Source organism: Bordetella bronchialis (assembly GCF_001676705.1).
Taxonomy (GTDB): domain Bacteria; phylum Pseudomonadota; class Gammaproteobacteria; order Burkholderiales; family Burkholderiaceae_B; genus Bordetella_C; species Bordetella_C bronchialis.
Genome location: NZ_CP016170.1, coordinates 2374073 through 2394389, shown reverse-complemented (window position 1 = coordinate 2394389; position 20317 = coordinate 2374073). Strand labels below are relative to the sequence as shown.

Below are 20317 nucleotides of genomic sequence, written 5' to 3'. Positions count from 1 at the left end.
ATCTACATCTCCAATTCGTTCAACAGGGAGTCGATGGTCGCCAGGTCGTCGTGCCGGCCGGCATTCGCGGCCAGGGCCCGCAGCATGGGTAAGCCGGCCAGGCCGGCGATATCCGGCGCGTCGAACACGGCCCGCAGGCCCAAATCCACGCCATGTCGCTGCCTGAGCTGCGCGCAGACCTGCATCACCGTGATGGAGTCGCCGCCCAGTTCGAAGAAGTTGTCGTGGCGGCCGACGCGGGGCACGCCCAGGATCTCCTGCCAGATCGCCGCCAGGGCTTCTTCGGCGGGGCCCTGTGGCGCTTCATAGTGGGTGGTGGCGGCGAACCCGGCTTGCGGCAGCGCCTTGCGGTCCAGCTTGCCATTGGCCGTGATGGGCAAGGCATCCAGGGTCACGAAGGCGGATGGCACCATGTAGGCCGGCAGCGTGCGCTCCAGCGCCTGGCGCAGCACGGCGATGTCCAGGCTGGCTGGCGTCACGTAGGCGACCAGGCGCAGGGACGCGGTGGTGGATGGGGTAGCGGATGGCGAGTCGGACGCCGCGGGTCCGGCCTGCGCCAGCACCACGGCCTGCTTCACCCCCGCTTGCGCCAGCAGTTGCGCTTCGATCTCACCCAGCTCGATGCGCTGGCCGCGCAGCTTGACCTGGTGATCCAGGCGGCCCAGGTATTCCAGCTGGCCTTCGCGATTCCAGCGTGCCAGGTCGCCCGTGCGATATAGCCGCTCGCCGCTGCCAAAAGGGTCGGCGACGAAGCGTTCTGCGCTCAGGCCCGGGCGGTCCAAGTAGCCGCGCCCCAGGCCGATGCCCCCCAGGTACAGCTCTCCGGCCACGCCCGGCGGCACTTCGTTCAAGTGCGCATCCAGCACGTGCGCGCGCAGGCCCGCGATCGGACGGCCGATCGGCACACCCGCCGGGCTGGGCCGCGCGCAATCCCAGTGCGTGACGTCGATGGCCGCTTCCGTGGGGCCGTACAGGTTGTGCAGCGCTACCCCGGGGAACAGCGCCTGGAATCGCGTGCACAGCTCCGCGGGCAGGGCCTCGCCGCTGCAGAACACTTGGCGCAGCACTTTGCGGGCTGAAGACAGCGGCGATACCGGTGTAAGCGGTGCCGGTGTAGGGGCTATTGATGTAAGGGGTGCCGGTGTAAGCGGTGCCGATTTAAGGGCTGCCGATGAAGAGGGCGCCGATGTAAGGGCTGCCGATGAAAGGGATGCCGGTGCATCGGCCTGCGCTTCGCAGTACGACACGAAGGCATGCAGCATCGACGGCACGAAATGCAGTGTGGTGACGCCGTGTTCCACGATGCGCGCCAGCAGCCGCTCGGCGTCCCGTTGTTCGCCCACGCCAGCCAGCGCCAGCCGCGCGCCCGCCATCAAGGGCCAGAAGAACTCCCATACCGACACGTCGAAGCTGAACGGTGTCTTCTGCAACACCGTGTCCCGCGGCCCCAGGCCAAACGCCTGCTGCATCCATGCCAGCCGGTTGCCGAGACCCACGTGGCGGTTGGTCGCGCCTTTCGGTTTGCCCGTCGATCCGGAGGTGTAGATCGCGTAGCAGGCCTGCTCAGGATGGATCGCGATGTCGGGGGCGTGGGATGGCTCGGCCGTCAGATCCAGCGTGTCGACTTCCAGCACAGGCGTGGCGACGGCAACGCCGGAAGCACTCGCAACAGGTGCGGCACTCGCGGTACTCGCAGCATCCACACCCCCTGCACCGCCGCCAGCCCTTGCGCCGGCCGCGTGATCGTCCTGCGGCATCCAGCCGCGAACCCGCTGCGCCAGCCAGGACTGCGTCAGCACCAGCGCGGGCGCGCTGTCCTCGATCATGCCCGACAGCCGCTCGTCCGGATACTCCGGATCCAGCGGCACATAGGCCGCGCCCGTCTTCAGAACGGCCAGCAGGCTCACGACCAGCGAGGGATGGCGCTGCGCCGCGATGGCCACGCGCCGCTCGGGGCCCGCGCCCAAGGACAGCAGCCGATGCGCCAGCCGGTTGGACTGAAGCTCCAGTTCCGCGTAAGTCAGCGTCAATGAAGGCGCCGAATCGTCGGACGCCATGACCACCGCGACCGCCTGCGGCGTGCGCGCCGCTTGCTCGGCTATCACCGCATGGACCGGCGACGCCCGCCACGCCTGCACGGCCGGTGCCAGTGGTCCCCCAGCGCTCCACGACCGCAGCGCGGCCTTTTCGGGACCGGAGAGCAGGGTCATTGCGCCAAGCTTTCCCCGTCCATTAGCCAGCTGCCGCAAGCCCCGCAGCAACTGCTGGCCCAGCAGGTCGATCGTCCGTGCGCCGCAACGGCTACGGTCATGGCGGATGGCGATGTGCAGGCCCTCGCGGCGCGACACGATCAGGGCCAGGGGATAGTTGGTCTGCTCGACCAGAGCGAGACGGCTGAACCGCGGTGCGCCGGACAGCGATTGCCCGAGCGCCTCATCCACGGGGTAGTTTTCGAATACGAGCAAGGTGTCGAACAGCGCCTGGCCGCCCTGCCCGGCCCAGCGCTGTACCTGATACAAGGGCGTGTGTTCGTGCTCGCGGGCCGCCACATTGCGCGCTTGCAGATCGCGCAGCCAGTCGCCTACCGGCTGGTCCGCCGGCAGCCGCACCAGCATGGGCAACGTATTGATGTACAGGCCCAGCACGCGCTGTACGCCCGGCAGATCGTCGGGCCGGCCGGAGGTCGTCGCACCGAAGGCCACGGTTTCCTGGCCGGTGTGCAGCCCCAGCACCAGGGACCAGGCCGCCTGCACCAGGGTATTGAGCGTCACGCGCTCGGCTCGGGCGCGGGCGGCCAGGGCCTCGGTCTGCTCGGCATCCAGATCCACCGTCCACGTGCCATGGCCGAGGTCCGGGATAGCGGGATCGAGGTCCTGGATAGTGGAGCCCGCAATATCTGCCAGCGCAATGCTCCGCGCCAACAACGTGGGCGCTTCCAGCTCTCGCAGCTGTTCGATCCAATAATGGCGCGTTGCCGCTTCGTCGCGGCCCGATAGCCAGTGCAGGTAATCCCGATAACGTCCTGTAGGTCGCGCCACCGGCTTGCCGGCGTAGTCGCTCAGGACCTCGCCCAGCAACTGCGACGTACTCCAGCCGTCCAGCAGCAGGTGATGGTGCGTCCAGATGAAATGATCGTAGTCGTCGTTGACCCGCACCAGCATGCAGCGCATCAAGGGCGGGCAGGACAGATCGAAGCCAGGCGCGCGCTGCCGCGCGGCAAGTTCGTCCAGCCGCTTGGCAACGGCGCGGTCATCGCCGTGCACCTGCGCCCGCTCGAAAGGCAGGCGCACCTGTCGCGCCACCCATTGCAGGGCAGCGCCCGGACGGGCGAGAAAGCCCGTACGCAGCACCTCGTGCCGCGCCACGGCCGACTCCCATGCCGCCTGGAAGCGGGCACCGTCCAGGCCGCGGACATCCACACGCAATTGGTTGATGTAGGGTTGGGTCTCGACATATGGCAGCGCAGTCGATTCCGCCTCGGACGCCGAGCGGCGAGCCGCGCCTTCGATGTCCTTTTCATACATCGAGTGGAACAACATCCCCGCCTGCATCGGCGTGACCGGATAGATGTCCTGCCATTGGCTGGCCGGCAAGCCGATCGGCAAGGCATCGAGCTCCGCCTGCGTCAGCCCCGCCAGCGGGAAGTCCGACGGCGTCACCCCTTGCACGCCGCTGGTGCAGTGCGCGATCACCGTCGCCAGCGCTTGCGTCCAGCACGCGGCCAGCTCCCGCATGCTGTCCTCGCGCCACTGTTGGCCGCTATAGCCCACCGACAGCGAGAGCTGCCCGTCGTAGACCCGGCCGTTGATCGTCAGCGCGTGCGACAGCGGCGCCTCGGCAAGCTGGCCCGGTCCCACGTCCTCGCCCGCGATGCGCCAATCGCCCTCCCCACCCACACCCGCATCGAACTGGCCCAGGTAGTTGAACAGGATGAAGCCGCGCGGCGCCGATGCCAGCGCCTGGCGCACCTTGGCGTCGCCCCAGCGACCGAGCACGCCGTAGCCCATGCCGTGGCGCGGCACCGCCCGCAGCCGCTCCTTGGTGCGGCGGATCGCAAGCGCCGGATCGTCGTCCGTCTCCAGCACCACGGGGTGGATCGCGGTGAACCATCCCACCGTGCGGCTGACGTCCATATCGAGCGCGGCCACCTGCCGGCCGTGGCCTTCCAGATCGATGCGCACCCGGCCCAACCCGCGCCATTGCCGCAGCGCCAGCGCGAGCGAGGCCAGCAGCAGGTCATTGACCTGCGTGCGGTAGGCCGCCGGCGCTTGCCGCAGCAGCGCCTGGGTTTGCGCGCGGGTCAGGCCGACCTCGACATGACGCTGGTCGCGCACGCGCGCACTGGCGCCCGGCTGGTCCGGCATGGGCGCATCGCCGGCCGGCAAGTCCATCCAATACCGGGCTTCATCGGCATGGACCTCCGCCTGCTCATGCAGGTGCCGCGCCCATGCGCCATAGCTGGCCGTGCGCGCCGGCAATTTGGGCGCCGCTTGCCTTCTCAGCGCTTCGTACGCCCGCCCAAGGTCCTCCAGCAGGATGCGCCAGGACACGCCGTCCACCGCCAGGTGATGGATTACCAGCAGCAGGCGCCAGCTGCCATCGGCCACCCGCATCCGCACGGCCCGCAGCAACGGCCCGTCTGTAATGTCCAGGCTGGCCTGGGCCCGTGCGCAATGCGCTTCGATGTCCTCGCGGTCGACCGCGGACACGTCCCACACCGCGGCGGATGCGTCGCGCGCGGCCTCGTCCGCATAGGCGGACACCCACTGGCCGTCTTCGCCGCGGCGAAAGCTCAGCCGCAGCGCATCGTGATGCGCCACCACCGCCGAGAGCGCGCCATGCAGGGCGCCAAGGTCGATCTCCGTCTGGCTGCGCAGCAGCACCGCCTGGTTCCAGTGATGGTGGCTGGGCAGCGGCTGCGACAGGAACTGTGCTTGGATGGGCAGTAAAGGCACGTTGGTGCCCGGCAGTGCCTCGTCCGCAACCGCAACCGCAACCGCAACCGCCTGCGCGCCCGCGATCCCGTCTGCGCTCCCGTCTGTGATCCCGTGTGTGACCCCGTGTTTGACCCCGTGTTTGACCCCGTCCGCGATCCCGACTGCGGTCCTGCTGTCGATGCCGCTCGCCGCCCCGCCTGTAGTCCCGCCTGGGATCCGGTTCAAGGCCCTGCTTACTGCCCCGCTCGTTACCGCGTCACCCGCCACGCGGACCGCCACCTGCGCCAAGGCCGCCACGCTTTGACGCTCGAACACCTGGCGCGGACTGATCCGCCAGCCGGCCTGCCGCAGCCTGGCCACGATCCGCAGGCTCAGGATGGAATCGCCGCCCACCTCGAAGAAGTTGTCGTGCCGCCCTACGCGTGGCACGCCCAGGATCTCCTGCCAGATCGCCGCCAGGGCTTCTTCGGCGGGGCCTTGTGGCGCCTCATAGTCACCCGTGGCGGCGAACTCGGCTTGCGGCAGCGCCTTGCGGTCCAGCTTGCCATTGGCCGTGATCGGCAAGGCATCCAGGGTCACGAAGGCGGACGGCACCATGTAGGCGGGTAGCGTGCGTTCCAGCGCCTGCCGCAGCGTGGCGATGTCCAGCGTGGCTGGCGTCACGTAGGCGACCAGCCGCAGGGACGCGGTGGCGGATGCGACGGGCGCCGATGCCAGGATGGCGGATGTCGAGTCGGACGCCATCGCCGGAGCGTGCGCGCCAGCCCGCGCAGGCCCGTGGGATTGCGGTCCCGGCCCGGTCGCGGTACGCGGCGCGCTGCCATGCCTTGCCTGTCCTTCGAACGGCGCAGGCCCCGCCTGCGCCAGCACCACGGCCTGCTTCACCCCCGCTTGCGCCAGCAGCTGCGCTTCGATCTCGCCCAGCTCGATGCGCTGGCCGCGCAGCTTGACCTGGTGATCCAGGCGGCCCAGGTATTCCAGCTGGCCTTCGTGATTCCAGCGTGCCAGATCGCCCGTGCGATACAGCCGCTCGCCGCTGCCAAAAGGGTCGGCGACGAAGCGTTCGGCGCTCAGGCCCGGGCGGTCCAGGTAGCCCCGCCCCAGGCCGATGCCCCCCAGGTACAGCTCTCCGGCCACGCCGGGCGGCACTTCGTTCAAGTGCGCATCCAGCACGTGCGTGCGCAGGCCCGCGATCGGACGGCCGATCGGCACGCCCGCCGGGCTGGGCCGCGCGCAATTCCAGTGCGTGACGTCGATGGCCGCTTCCGTGGGGCCGTACAGGTTGTGCAGCGCTACGCCGGGGAACAGCGCCTGGAATCGCTCGCACAGCTCCGCGGGCAGGGCCTCGCCGCTGCAGAAGACCTGGCGCAGCACTCTGCGGGCGGAAGATAGCAGCGGTGCCGGTGTAAGTGGTGCCGGTGTAAGGGCTATTGATGTAGGGGCTGTTGATGTAGGGGCTGTTGATTTAGGGGCTGCTGATGTAAGGGGTGTCGATGTAAGTGCTGCCGATGAAGAGGGTGCCGGTGTAAGGGCTGCCGACGAAATGGGCGCCGGTGCATCTGCCTGCGCCTCGCAGTACGCCACGAAGGCATGCAGCATCGAGGGCACGAAATGCAGCGTGCTCACGCCATGCTCCACGATGCGCGCCAGCAGCCGTTCTGCGTCCCGATGTTCGCCCACGCCAGCCAGCGCCAGCCGCGCGCCCACCATCAAGGGCCAGAAGAACTCCCATACCGACACGTCGAAGCTGAACGGTGTCTTCTGCAACACCGTGTCCCGCGGCCCCAGGCCAAACGCCTGCTGCATCCATGCCAGCCGGTTGCCCAGCCCGACGTGGCGGTTGGTCGCGCCCTTGGGCTTGCCCGTCGATCCGGAGGTGTAGATCGCGTAGCAGGCCTGCTCAGGATGGATCGCGATGTCGGGGGCGTGCGATGGTTCGGCCGACAGGTCCAGCGTGTCGACTTCCAGCACAGGCGCATCGGCGGCGTCATCCCGCTGCGGCATCCAGCCATGAACCCGTCGCGCCAGCCACGACTGCGTCAGCACCAAGGCCGGAGCGCTGTCCTCGATCATGCTCGACAGCCGCCCGTCCGGATACTCCGGATCCAGCGGCACATAGGCCGCGCCCGTCTTCAGCACGGCCAGCAGACTCACGACCAGCGAGGGATGGCGCTGCGCCGCGATGGCCACGCACCGTTCCGGACCAGCCCCCAAGGACAGCAGCCGATGCGCCAGCCGGTTGGACTGAAGCTCCAGTTCGACATAAGTCAGCGTCAATGAAGCCGCCGAATCGTCGGACGCCATGACCACCGCGACTGCCTCCGGCGTGCGCGCCGCTTGCTCGGCTATCACCGCATGGACCGGCGACTCCCGCCACGCCCGCATCGCCGGGGCCAAGTCCTGCCCGACGCTCCACGTGCGCAGCGTCTGTATCTCCTGCGGTGCGAGCAGTGGCGCATCCACCACGCGGGTTTCCGGCGACCGCGCCAGCGTCCTTAGCAGCGCGACATAATGGTCGGCCAGCCGCCGCATCGTGGCGGCATGGTAGCGATCCCGCGCGTAGCGCAGCGTGAAGCCGACGCGGCCGTCCGCATAGTCGGCCGTATCGCATTGCAGGTCGACCGGAAGCGCCGCCACGCCCAAGGGATAGCCCCGGCAGGACAGGCCCGGCAGCGCCAGCGTTTCCGCACCAGTCGATGGCTGATGATTGAAAAGCACCTGGAACAGCGGGTTGCGATCCACACCCCGTTCGGGACGCAGCGCATCGACCAGGATATCGAAAGGAAGATCGGGATGGGCCTGCGCGCCCAGTACCGAGGCACGTGCCGCGCTGGCGAGATCCTCGAACGTGGTCGTCGCCCGCGCTTGCGCACGCAGCACCTGCGTGTTGACGAACAAGCCGACGACATCCTGCGTTTCCGCGCGATGCCGGCCCGCTGCCGGCACGCCGATGCGGATATCCTCCTGTCCGGTATGCCGGTACAGCAAGGCCTGGAAGCCCGCCAGCAATAGCATGAACATCGTATCGCCGCGTGCGCGGGCCAGCGTCCGCAAGGACGTCACGATGTCGGCGTCCAGCTCGGCGGCCACATGCGCGGCCACGCGCGGGCCTGGCGACGGTGCCAAATCGCAGGGCAGGTGCAACTCCGCTTGCTCGTCGCCCAGATACTCGCGCCAATACAGCAGCTGGCGCTTCTGCTCCCCCGCGTCCAGCAGCTCGGCCTGCCAGGCGGCGTAGTCCGTGTAGGCGATGGCCGGCGGAGCCTGCAGCCGCGCCGTGCCGCCCGCATGCAAGGCCGCGTACGCGGCGGCGAAGTCCTCCAGCGCCAGCCGCACGGACCAGCCATCCGACACGATGTGGTGCATCGCGATGACCAGCAGATACTCGTCATCCGCCAGCTGGATCAGGCCCGCGCGCAACAGCGGCCCGGCCGTCAGGTCGAAGGGACGGGCCAGCCAGTCCCGTGCCAATGCAGCGGCGCGCTGTTCGCGGTCCGCGGCGGAATCGTCCGCGCCGCCGCCGGCGCGCAGATCCTCGCGGGCCAGCACGAGGGACGCGTCATCGTCCACCACCGGCGCCGCCAGGCCGGCCTCGTCGGCCACGAATCGGGTGCGCAAAGCGGCATGCCGCGCGCGTACCGCTTCCAGGGCGGCTCGCACAGCGCCTGCGTCCACCGCGCCCTTCAGCCTTAGGGCGCCCGGCAGATGATAGGTGGCGTCTGCGGGATCCATGCGCCACAGGAACCATAGCCGGCGCTGCGCATGCGACATTGCCGCCGCCCGGTCGCGAGGCAGGATAGGCAGTTGCGCCGGTTCCATGCCGGAGTCCCGCATCTGCCTGTAGGCCACGCGGCGCTGCGCCGGCGCCAGCGCCATGAACTTGGCGGCGACGCGACGCGCCAGGGTCTGGTCCATTACATCGCCTCCAGCGTATCCAGGAAGTCGTCCATGCGCCGCAGCGCCTGGTCATGGTCGGCGGCGGCCGCCGACGCCCCATCCACCCGCGCGGCGAAGGCCGCCAGGGTTTGCGCCTCGAACAAGGCCGTCAGCGGTACGTCCACATGCAGTTCGCGCTGGATGCGCGCGACCACCTGCATCACCATCAGCGAATGTCCGCCCAGCTCGAAAAAGCTGTCGTGCCGTCCCACCCGGGGTACGCCCAGCACTTGCGACCAGATCTCCGCCACGCGCCGTTCCTGCTCGCCGGCCGGCTCCACGTGGCCGCCACCTGTGTCGCGGGGCGCCGGCGCGGGCAGCGCCTTGCGGTCGATCTTGCCGTTGGCGCTGAGCGGAAGCGCATCGAGCGCCATCCACAGGCCGGGCACCATGTAGGCCGGCAGGGCCAGGGCCAGGCTCGCGCGCAGATCGCCCAGCCAGCGATCCCGCGCCGACTGCGTCGCGGTCGCGCCGGGCTCGCGCGCAACCACATAGGCGACCAGGCGGCGCCCGCCCTGGCCGTCGTCCCGGGCCGCCACCACCGCCTGGCGCACCGACGGCAGCCGGGCCAGCTGCGCATCGATCTCGCCCAGCTCGATACGGAAGCCGTGCACCTTGACCTGGTGGTCCGCGCGTCCCGCGTACTCCAGGACACCGTCTTCGCGAAAGCGCGCCAGATCGCCCGTGCGGTACATGCGCGCCCCGGGCACCGCGGCCAGCGGATCGGCCACGTAGCGTTCCGCCGTGGCCGCCGCGCGATGCAGATACCCGCGTCCCACGCCGACGCCCGCCACGCACAGCTCGCCCACCACGCCGGCCGGCAGCGGCGACAGGGAATCGTCGACCACGTACAGCCGTGTGTGGTCGGTGGGGCTGCCGATGGCCAGCACCGATCCCGCGCCGGCATCGTCCGCGACGGCCGGCATGCGGTATAGCGCGACGTCGTCCGCGCATTCGGCCGGGCCATAGGCGTTGACCAGGGCGATGCCCGGATAGCGCTGCTGCCACGCGCGGGCCAGCGCCATCGGCGTGGCCTCTCCCGTGGGCAGCAGCCAGCGCAGCCGGGGCAGGTCCACCGGATCCTGCAGCAACATGCCCTGGATCAGCGTCGGCACGCACTCCAGCACCGTTATGCCGTCTTCCCGCACCTGGCGCAGCAGCGCGGCCGGGTCCCGGGCCACGGCATCGGGAACGATGCGCACGCAGGCGCCGCACAGCAGGCCCGCCAGCAGCTGCCAGACGGAGATATCGAAACTCTGCGAGGCGGTTTGCGCGATGACGTCCTCGGGGCCCAGCCCCAGATACGGCACCTTGCTCAACTGGTTGTTGAGCATGCCGCGCGAGGTCACCACCACGCCCTTGGGCTCGCCCGTCGATCCGGAGGTAAAGATCACGTACGCCGCCTGATCCGGATGCGGCGCGGCGCGCGCCCGGCCCGTATGGGCGCCGGCTTCCTCACGCTCGAACGCTTCTTCATGCACGATCCGTATCGACGCGGGCAGCATCGCCAGCCCGGCGTCGCCCAGCATGGCGGCCGCCTGGGCCGATACCGCCAGCACGCGCACGCCCGCCAGCTCCAGCACTTGGGCGATACGGCGCGGCGGCAACGACGGGTCCAGGCCAAGATAGGCCGCGTTCAGTTTGAACGCGGCCAGCACGCTGGCGAGCATCCCGGCGCCGCGCTCGGCCAGGATGGCGACCACCTGGTCGCGGCCGACGCCATGCGCCGCCAGCACCTGGGCATGGCGGTCGGCGCGGCGGTTCAGCGCGTCGTAGCTCAGGCAGGCATCGGGTGCGCGAACGGCGATGCGCTCGGGGTAATGCCGGGCGGCCTGCTCGAACAACGGCGCATAGCCGGCGTCCAGCGGCGATGCCGGCTCCGCCCCTTGCCCCAGGGCCAGCAGGCGTCGCGACTCCGCGGCGGGCAGCAAGGCGATATCGCCCAGGACCGCGTCGGGCCGCATGGCCAGATCCAGCGCGATGTGCCCCCAGCACTGCAACAGCCGCTGCATGGCGGCGGCCCCGTAGCGCCCGGGATCGTAGGTGATCTGCAGGCCCAGCCGCGCGCCGGGCTTGGCCACCGCCGTCAATGCGTAATTCGTGTGCGTGCGCGCCCCATCGGCGGACAAGCCCAGCTGCTCGGCATCGGCCAGCATCGCGCTATCCAGCGGCGCGTTCTCGAAGACGAACAGCGTGTCGAACAGGTTCGTGCCGCGCGGCAGGTCCGCCGCCAGCGACTGGATTTCGGGCAAGGACAGGTGTTCGTGCTCCCGCATGGCCGCATTGGCGGCCTGTACGTCGCGCAGCCAGGCGGCGGCGCGCGCACCGGACGGCACCGCCACCCGCAGCGGCAGCGTGTTGATGAACAGGCCGACGGTATCGTGCACCCCGTCCAGGTCCGCCGGACGGCCGGCGACCGTGACGCCGAACAGCACATCCTCTACCCCGGCGCAGCGCGCCAGAAGCAGCGCCCAGGCGCCCTGCACGTAGGTATTGAGCGTCAGTTGCGCGCGCTGCGCCGCTTTCTGCAAGGCCGCCGTGTCGTCGGCGGTCAACCGCAACACCGCGTCCACGGCTTCGACGGCATCGACCGATGCGCTGGCGCCCGCCGGGCCGGGCATCGGCAAGGGGGTGAGCGCGGCATACCCCGCCAGGACCTGGCGCCAGTAGCCGCGCGCGGCCTCCTTGTCGCGGCGCGCGAGCCAGGCGATGAAATCGCGATAGGGCCGCGTCGCCGGCAGCCGCGGCGCGTCGCCATCGCGGAACGCCTTGTAGGCCCGGAAGAAATCCGCCAGCAGCAGGGAGCGGCACCATGCGTCCATCAGGATGTGGTGATAGCTCAACACCATCCGGTCCGCGTCGGCCAGGCGGAACAAGCGTACCCGCCACAGCGGCGCGCGGCTCATGTCGTAGCCCGCGGCCAATTCATCGGCCAGCGTGGCCTGCATGCGGGCCGCGCCGTCGGCGGCCTCCATGCCGCGCCAGTCCAGGACCTCCACCGGCGCGCCGACGTCATGATGAATGATCTGCATGGGGGCCGCGCCGCCACGCCAGGCGAAACCGGCGCGCAGGGCCTCGTGGCGCCGGCCCAGCAGGCGCCAGGCCGCGAGCATCGCATCCGCGTCGATACGCAGCGCGAAACGATAACGGTCCTGCATCAGGTACATCCCGGACCGCGGCTTCATCAGCGTGTGCAACAACAAGCCGTGCTGCAGCGGCGTCGGCGGATAGATATCCGCGACCTTGGCGGCATCGAGCGCCAGGCCATCCAGTTGCGCCTGATCCAGCCCCGCCAGCGGGAAGTCGGAAGCCTGCAAGGCGCCCGCCGCCGCTTGCCCGCAGGCCCGCGCCAGATCGCGCAAGCGCGCCAGATAGCGCCCCGCCAGCGTCTCGATGCTGGCATCGTCGAATATCGCCGCGCTATAGGTCCAGGCGACATGCAGGGCGCCGTCGCGCACCGATACCCCGACATCCAGCCAGGTCCGCCGCGGGCTGTCCGGATCGCGGTCCGAGCCGGCGGATTCCTCCGCCCAGGTCCAGCCGCGCAGCGTGCCGTCCAGCCGGCCCAGATAGTTGAAGGTCACCTGCGGCGCCGCGACCCCGTCCAGCATGCCTGCCGCGCGCAGGGCGCCATAGCCCAGTCCCTTGTCGGGGATGCCGCGCAGCTGGGTCTTCACCGCCGCGAGGGCGGCGGCCGCATCGCCCGCGCCCGGCGCCAGCCGCACCGGATAGAGCGCGGTGAACCACCCCACCGTGCGCGTCACGTCCAGGTCCGCCACCACGTCCTCGCGGCCGTGGCCTTCCACTTCCACCAGTACGCTGTCCCGGCCCGTCCATTCGCACAAGGCCAGCGCCAGGCCGGCCAGCAGGGCTTCGTGCGCGTGGGCGCGATGGCTGCGCGCCGCCGCCGCGAGCAGCGCTTCGCTTGCATCCCGGTCCAGGACCGCCTGGACGGTGCGCGCGGTCCGCACGGTATTGCAACCGTTTGGATCGCGCGCGGGCAGTGGCGGCTCGGCGGGCCCGCATAGCCCGCGCCAGATATCGCGCTGTGCCCGCGTCGCCGCGCGCTGGCGATACGCCGCCAGGGCGTCGGTCCAGGCGCCGTAGCTGGCGCCCGTGGCGGGCAGTCTCGGCGGCTGCCCGCCACGGGCCTGTTCATAGGCGGTGTGCAGATCGTCCAGCAGTATCTGCCAGGACACGGCGTCCACGACCAGGTGATGCGCCACCCACAGCAGGCGGCCGCCACGCTCGCCACCAAGGTCCAGCCACGCTGCCCGCGTGACCGGCCCGGCTCGCAGGTCCAGGCCCTGCTGGATCCGCTCGCCGGCATCATGGATCGCGCGCGTCGCATCGGCGGCGCCGGACAGGTCCACGCATTCCAGTCCGGGCGGCGGCGTGCCCTGCGCCGCATAGCGTTGCGCCCAGGCGCCGTCGGCCTGGCGGACGTAGCGCAGGCGGAATGCGTCGTGATGCAGCATGACCGCCTGCATCGCCACACGCAAGGCGGCCAGGTCGACCGTTGCGGTGGGCCGCAACAGCACGGATTGATTCCAGCGGTCGCGCGCCGGCATGGGCGTATCGAAGAACCACCGCTGGATGGGCGACAAAGCGGCCTCGCCGCTCGCCGCCAGCGTGCCCGCCACCTTTGCCAGCGGATGCGCCATCGCCGCCAGGGCAGCGACGGTCTGGCGTTCCATCACATCCCGAGGCGTGATGGACCAGCCGGCCTTGCGCAGGCCGGCCACGACCTTCAGGCCCAGGATGGAGTCGCCGCCCAGCTCGAAGAAGTTGTCCAGGCGACCCACGCGCGGCACGCCCAGCACCTGGCCCCATACCGCCGCCAGCAGCGTCTCGAGTTCGCCCATCGGCGGCTCGTACGAGGCGGCGCCCGCGAATTCCGGCGCGGGCAGCGCCTTGCGGTCGAGCTTGCCGTTGGCATTCAGCGGCAGGCTGGGCAGCACCACGATGGCGGCCGGCACCATGTAGTCCGGCAGCCGCGCCGCCAGCGCCTCGCGCAGTGCCCCCACGTCCGGCGCGCGCCGCGCCGCCGGCGTGACGTAGGCCACCAGCCGGGTCGCGGCGTGGCCCGCGTGCGCCACCGCCACGGCGGCCGCCACGTCGGGATGCATCAGCAGGCAGGCCTCCACTTCGCCCAGCTCCACGCGCAGGCCGCGTATCTTGATTTGATGGTCCGTGCGGCCGTGGTAGACGATCTGGCCGTCGGCACGCCAGGCCGCCAGGTCGCCCGTGCGATACAGGCGCGCGCCCGGCGGTCCATGCGGATCGGCGACGAAGCGGTCCGCGGTCAGCCCCGCGCGCCCCGCATAGCCGCGCGCCAGGCCGGCGCCGCCCAGGTAGAGCTCGCCCGGCACGCCAGGCGGAACCGGATTCAGCGACGCATCCAGTATCCAGGTACGCAGGCCGGCGATCGGACGGCCGATGGGAACACCGCCGTTATCCGATGCGCCGCAGGTCCAGTGCGTCACATCGATGGCCGCCTCGGTGGGGCCGTACAGGTTGTTCAGCGCGACCCAGGGCATCTCGCGCCGCACAGTGTCGCGCGCATCGCCCGGCAGGGCCTCGCCGCTGCACAGGACGCGGCGCAGCGTACGGCACTGGCCGGCCTGGCCGTCGGCCAGGAAAGCCTGCAGCATGGAAGGCACGAAGTGCAGCGTCGTGACGCCATGGCGCGCGATGCGGTCGGCCAGGCGCGCGGGATCGCGGTGCTCGCCCGGCGCCGCCATGACCAGCCGCGCGCCCGCCGTCAGCGGCCAGAAGAACTCCCACACCGAGACATCGAAGCCGAACGGCGTCTTCTGCAGCACCGCGTCATCGGCGGTCAAACCGTACTCGCGCTGCATCCACGCGATGCGATTAGCCAGGCTGCCGTGGCGATTGCCCGCGCCCTTGGGCCGCCCCGTCGAGCCGGAGGTGTAGATGATGTAGGCCAGGTTGTCGTCGTGCAGGCGCACGGCCGGCGCCCGCGGGCACGTGCCGGCCGCCTCGCGCGCCAGGTCGATCCCGGTAATGCCGGGCGGCACGCGCAATCCGCGCGGCGCCTCGCCGCGCCGCAGCAACAGGCGGCTGCCGCAGTCCTGCAGCATGTAGGCAAGCCGGTCCACGGGATAGTCGGGATCCAGCGGCACATAGGCCGCGCCGGCCTTCAGGATGGCGAGCAGGCCGACGACCATCTCCACCGAGCGCTCCAGCATGATGGCCACGGGCACGTCCGGCCCCGCGCCCAGCGCCGCCAGGCGATGCGCCAGCGCATTGGCCCGTCCGTCGACGTCGGCATAGGTCAGCACCGCGCCATCGGCCTCCAGCGCGACCGCGCCGGGCCTGATCCGGGCCTGCTCCGCCACCGCGACATGCACCGGCGGCAAGGGCGTCAGCGCCGGTCCGCCCTGGCTCCAGCGGCGCAGCAAGGCCGCTTCCTCGGGCAGCACGATGTCCAGATGGTCGACCCGCAGCGCCGGGCGTTCGACCATCTCGCCCAGCACGACCAGGAAACGCGCCGCCAGGCGCCGCGCGGTGGTCTCGCCGAACAGCGCGGTGTTGTACTCCAGGCGGGCGAGCAGCGCCTGTCCGGAGGCATCGTTCCAGCGCGCTTCGTCCAGCAGGAAATCCAGCGACAACTCGAATTTCGCGGCGCGCTCGGGCAGGCGAAGGCGGGTCGCCGCCAGATCCTTCAACACGAGCTCCGGCGCGCCGTCGGTGGCCTGCAGGCCGAACATCGCCTGGAACAGCGGATGCGGCCCGCCATCGCGCGCAAGCTGGCGCCGTTCCAGCAGCAGGTCCAGCGGCAGGTCCGCATGATCCATCGCCGCGCGCGCATCGTCGCGTACCTTGCGGCACACCTGTTCCAGGGTGGACGACGGATCGATATCCGCCTTGAACACCTGGGTCTGCACGAAGAAGCCCACCATGTCCTGGCAGGCCGGCAGCATGCGGCCGGCGGAGGGCACGCCGATGGCGAAGCACCGCTGTCCGGCGTAGCGCGCCAGCAGCACCTGCCAGGCGGCGAAGAGCACCACGAAAGGGGTGCAGCGCGCGGACGCGCAATACGCGCGCAAGGATCGCGACAAGGCCGACGGCACGTCGAAGTAGTGCGCGGCCCCGGCGAAGCCGATATCGGCCGGCCGCGCATGATCGGCGGGCAGCGCAAGCGCCGGGACGTCCCGGCCCAGGTGGCGGTCCCAATAGTCGACGGCGTCGGACCAGGCGCCGCGCGCCGCCCGCTCGTCCTGCCATGCGGCGTAATCGGCGTACTGGCGCCGCAAGCCGGGCAAGGCTTCCTGCCCATCGCGCGCCGCCGCATAGGCACGCGCCAGGTCGCGCGCGAAGACGGGATTGGACCAGGCATCCGAGGCGATGTGATGCAGGCACCAGGCCAGCACATGCGTTTCCGTGTCCAGGCGGATCAGGCAGGCCACCAGCGGAAAGCCGCCCTCCAGATCGAAGCGGTGCTGCGTCAGCGCGGCCAGGCACGCATCGCGTTGCGCATCCCGATCGGCGGCCGGCAGGCTGGAGAAATCATGCCTGGCGAAGTCGCAGCGGCCGGCGGGGTCGACGCGCTGCATGGGCACGCCGTCGACCTCGCCAAAGCGGGTGCGCAGGATCGCGTGCCGCCGCGCCACGGCATCGAAGGCATGCCGCAGCGCATCGGCGTCCAGCGGCCCGCGCAGCAGGAAGGCCCGCGGCAGGTTGTAGGCGGTGGAAGACGGCGCGTAGCGATGCAGGAACCACAACTGGCGCTGCGCGGGCGACATCCGGGTCCAGCCCTGCGCGTCGGCTTGGGCAGGTGGCAGCGGATCGCCTTCATCCCCCTGCGCGGCCGCGGGACCCGCGGTATCGCCCTCGTCCTCGGCCAACAGGGCCCTTAACAGATCCACATCCCGGCTGTCGCTCATGGCCGTACGTCCTCCTGCGCGGTCGCCAAGGCGGCCCGCTGCTGCGGTGTCATTGCGTCCAGCGCCTTGCGGGCCTGGGCGATGCGATCGAGCATGGCCGGGTCCGGCGCGCGGCGGCGCAGCTCGGCGGCCAGCGCGGCGGCGGTGGGATGGTCGAATACGGCGGCCGGGGGCAGCTCCACCTTCAGCGCCTTGCGCAGGCGCGTCACCAGTTTGATCGCCAGCAGGGAATGCCCGCCCGCGGCGAAAAAGTCCTCGTCCATGGCCAGCGCGGGACGATCGAGCAGTTCCGCGAAGCGGCTTGCCACGACGGCCTCCAAGGCGTCGCGCGGCGCGGTGGCCCGCGCGGGGCCGTGCGCCGTCTCCTGGCGCGCCCGGGCGGCCAGCGCCTGGCGGTCTATCTTGCCGTTGGCCAGCCGCGGAAACGCCGGCAGGACGACGATGCGCGAGGGCAGCATGGGATCGGGCAGCGTGGCGGACAACTGTCGTCGCCAGTGGTCGACCTGCCGGCCATGCTCGATAAGAGCGTCGTGCTCGATCCCGGCGCCCTGCCCGATCCGCGCGGGATCGGTAGCGCCTATCCCGGCCGGCGTGTCCGGCGCGTGCGCATCGCTCGCCGCCTTGGCGACCACGAAGGCCGTCAATGCCGCGCCGCCGGGCGCCGGCACGGCCACGACCGCCGCCTGGCGCACGTCGGGCAAGGCGAGCAGGCGGGCCTCGACCTCCGCCGGTTCGACCCGATGGCCACGTATCTTCACCTGATCGTCGGCGCGGCCGGCAAGCCGGATGGCGCCGTCCGCCAGGACGCAAGCCAGGTCGCCGGAGCGGTACAGGCGTTCGCCCGGCCGGTACGGGTCGTCGACAAAGGCGTCGGAGGCGCGTCCGCCCAGGTAGCCGTCGCAGAGTTGCGCGCCGCCCAGATAGACCTGGCCGATGCCGCCGGTCGGCGTGGGCGACATATCGGCCTCCAGGACGTACACGCGGCAATTGGCCAGCACCCGGGTCAAGGGGAGCATGCCGTCGCGCCCGGGGCCCGTCGCCGCGGCCACGGTATCCATGGCGTCCGCGGCCGTCGGCGCCGTGCCGGCCGCGGCCTCCGCCGTCCCGACGGCATGGATCATCACCCCTACCGTGGACTCCGTGGGACCGTAGTGGTTGTACAGGGCGCAATGCGGCGCCAATGCCGCGATGCGCCGCACCAGCGCGGCGGACGCCGCCTCGCCGCCCAGCACGATGCGCGCGGGCAGGATGGCGTGCTCGTCGTCCAGCAGGGCCTCCAGGTGAGAAGGAACGATCTTTATGCCGTCGATGGCGTGCGCCGCCAGGAAGCGCGCGAAGGCGCGGCCGTCGCGCATATCGTCCGGCGCGGCCACGACAAGCGCGCCGCCGTTGTACAGCGCGCCGAACAGGGCGGTGTTGCCCAGGTCGGCGGCGACGGTACCGGTCAGCGCCCATCGGCGCGACTGTCCCAGACCCATGGCGTGGCTGGCCGCCGCGACGTAGTTCAGCAGTTGGCGGTGGGCGATGGGCACGCCCTTGGGCTCGCCGGTGGAGCCCGACGTGAACAGCACGTAGGCAATGTCGTCCAGCCCGGGAACCTGTTCCTGTGGCGCCGGCGCGGCGTGCGGATCGTCCCCTTCCACCAGGTCGCGCAGCGTCGCCACCGGCAGGCTGCCCGCCCATGCCGCCGCCGCGCCGTCCGGTACGCCGGAGGCCACCACCACGCATCCCGGCCGCGCGGCCTGCACGATGGCGGCGCAGCGCGCGTCCGGCCAGTCCGGCTCCAGGGGCAGATACGCCGCCCCGCAGCGCCATGCCGCCAACATCGCGACCACCAGTTCCGCATCGCGCGGCAGGCGCAAGGCGGCGATATGGCCACGGCGCAGGCCCAGCCGGCGCAGTGCCGCGGCCATGCCCGCCACGCGGCGCTCCAGATCCGCATAGGACAATTCCTGGCGCGCATCGCGCAGCGCCAGCGCATCCGGGTGGGTGCGCGCCCAGCGCGCGATCACGGCCGGCAGTGCATGCGATCCCACGTCCAGCGGCTCTCCCTGGCGCGACAGCAGGGCCTGCCGCGCGGGCTCGTCCAGCAGGCGCAAGCCAGCCAAAGGCGTGCCGGGCGCTTCCGCCACATGGGCGAGCAAGGCCGCGTACTGCGCCAGCAAGGCCTGCATCGCCCACGCCGGATAGCGCTGGCCGGCATACGACAGCGCCAGTCGCGCCTCTTCCGCGCGCATGCCCACCTGCATGGCCAGCTCGAACGCCGGCGCCGGCCCGGGCATTTCGCGCGGCGACCAGCAGAGCGATGCACCGGTCAGGTGGGGTTCGTCGATGTATTGGAACCCTGCCCCCAGATGCCCGGTGCCGGCCGGCGCATCGACGGCCCAGTACTCCTGCGCCTGGATATGGCCGGCCAGCGTGGCGGCGAGCGACATCGCGCAATCCGAAAAAGGCGTGCCGGCCCGCCAGTCCAACGCCACCGGCAGGATCTTTTCGTACACGCCGATCGAACCGGCCAGCATGGCGTAATCGCGGCGGCAGTCGTGCTGCCAGCCGCCCAGGAAAGCCCAGCCGCCCGCAAGCCGCCCCAGCGTCGCCCACCATGCCGCCTGCATCAGCACGTCCATGGAAATGCCCAGGTGGCGGGCCGTGCCGCGCAAGGCCAGGACGATGGGCGGCGCCAGCGGGACGGCGATCGTCACGGGATCCGGACGCATGGCGGCGCCTTCGGCCCCTTCAGCCCCTTCAGCACCTTCAGCCCCTTCAGCACCTTCAGCACCTTCAGCACCTTCAGCACCTTCAGCACCTTCGGCACCTTCGGCACCTTCCTCACCTTCGCCACCGGCCGCCGCGCGATACCCCAGCGCGGGACCGCGGCGCGCCGCATGCGCCGCCAGGTACTCGGCCCAATAACGGCGGCCCGCCGCGGCCTCGGCTTCATCCTCGTCCAGTTCGCGGCGCCACTGTACGTATTCCGTATAGGCGAAAGTCGTTTCGACCTCGGCGCCGGGCTCCTCATAGCAGCGCGCCAGGTCATGGACCAGGATGCGCAGCGAACCGCTATCCGCCGCCAGCGCCGGCACGGCGATGGCCAGCAGGCCGCGTTCGCTCCCGGCCGACCATAGCGCGGCGCGCAACGCCGGGGACGCATGCGCCGGTGTCGATTGTCGAGGCTGTTCGGCGTGCTGCCGCCACGCCGCGGCCCATGCCATTGCCTGGTCCGGCCCCGGCGCATGGTGGATATCGTCCGCCGCCTCGATGGTCTCCCATTGCCAGCCGGGCGCGGCGCCAGGCAGGAGCCGCAATCCCCTGTAGCCTGGCACGCTCGCATAGGCATGGCGCAAGGCGTCATGCCGCCATGCCAGGCGATCCAGCGCCTGCCGCATGCGCGCCGCGTCCACCGCGCCCTCCAGCGCCACAAGGGCCACGCGCAGGGCCTCGGCCTGCCCTTCCGCCACCACGGCGCGCTGTTCAGGGCTCAAGGGAAGATGACCCTGCGGGGCCGCCATGCCGGCCGATTCGAATTCCATGCGT

General features: G+C 70.9%; 3 protein-coding genes. All 3 read right to left on the bottom strand.

The annotated features are described in order from the left end of the window. Nucleotides 1–2: 2 nt before the first annotated feature. Genes dltA through BAU06_RS10700 form a run of 3 tightly spaced genes read right to left on the bottom strand, consistent with a single transcriptional unit; the run spans nucleotide 3 to nucleotide 20313 of the window. Nucleotides 3–8852, bottom strand: coding sequence for a D-alanine--poly(phosphoribitol) ligase subunit DltA (dltA, locus tag BAU06_RS10710; protein WP_066348471.1), 8850 nt, complete (start codon nucleotides 8850–8852; stop codon nucleotides 3–5). Beyond that, complete coding sequence (locus tag BAU06_RS10705) at nucleotides 8852–16783, bottom strand: non-ribosomal peptide synthetase (protein WP_066348469.1); 7932 nt, start codon at nucleotides 16781–16783, stop codon at nucleotides 8852–8854. The genes dltA and BAU06_RS10705 overlap by 1 nt, the downstream gene beginning before the upstream one ends. Beyond that, nucleotides 16780–20313: a non-ribosomal peptide synthetase gene (locus BAU06_RS10700; RefSeq protein ID WP_066348465.1), complete on the bottom strand. Its 3534-nt coding sequence runs from the start codon at nucleotides 20311–20313 to the stop codon at nucleotides 16780–16782. The genes BAU06_RS10705 and BAU06_RS10700 overlap by 4 nt, the downstream gene beginning before the upstream one ends. Between the last annotated feature and the right edge of the window lie 4 nt (nucleotides 20314–20317).

What these genes read in the sequence shown, in the direction of transcription:
- dltA (WP_066348471.1), bottom strand. Translation starts at nt 8,852, where the DNA reads ATGGACCAGACCCTGGCGCGTCGCGTCGCCGCCAAGTTCATGGCGCTG.
- BAU06_RS10705 (WP_066348469.1), bottom strand. Translation starts at nt 16,783, where the DNA reads ATGAGCGACAGCCGGGATGTGGATCTGTTAAGGGCCCTGTTGGCCGAG.
- BAU06_RS10700 (WP_066348465.1), bottom strand. Translation starts at nt 20,313, where the DNA reads ATGGAATTCGAATCGGCCGGCATGGCGGCCCCGCAGGGTCATCTTCCC.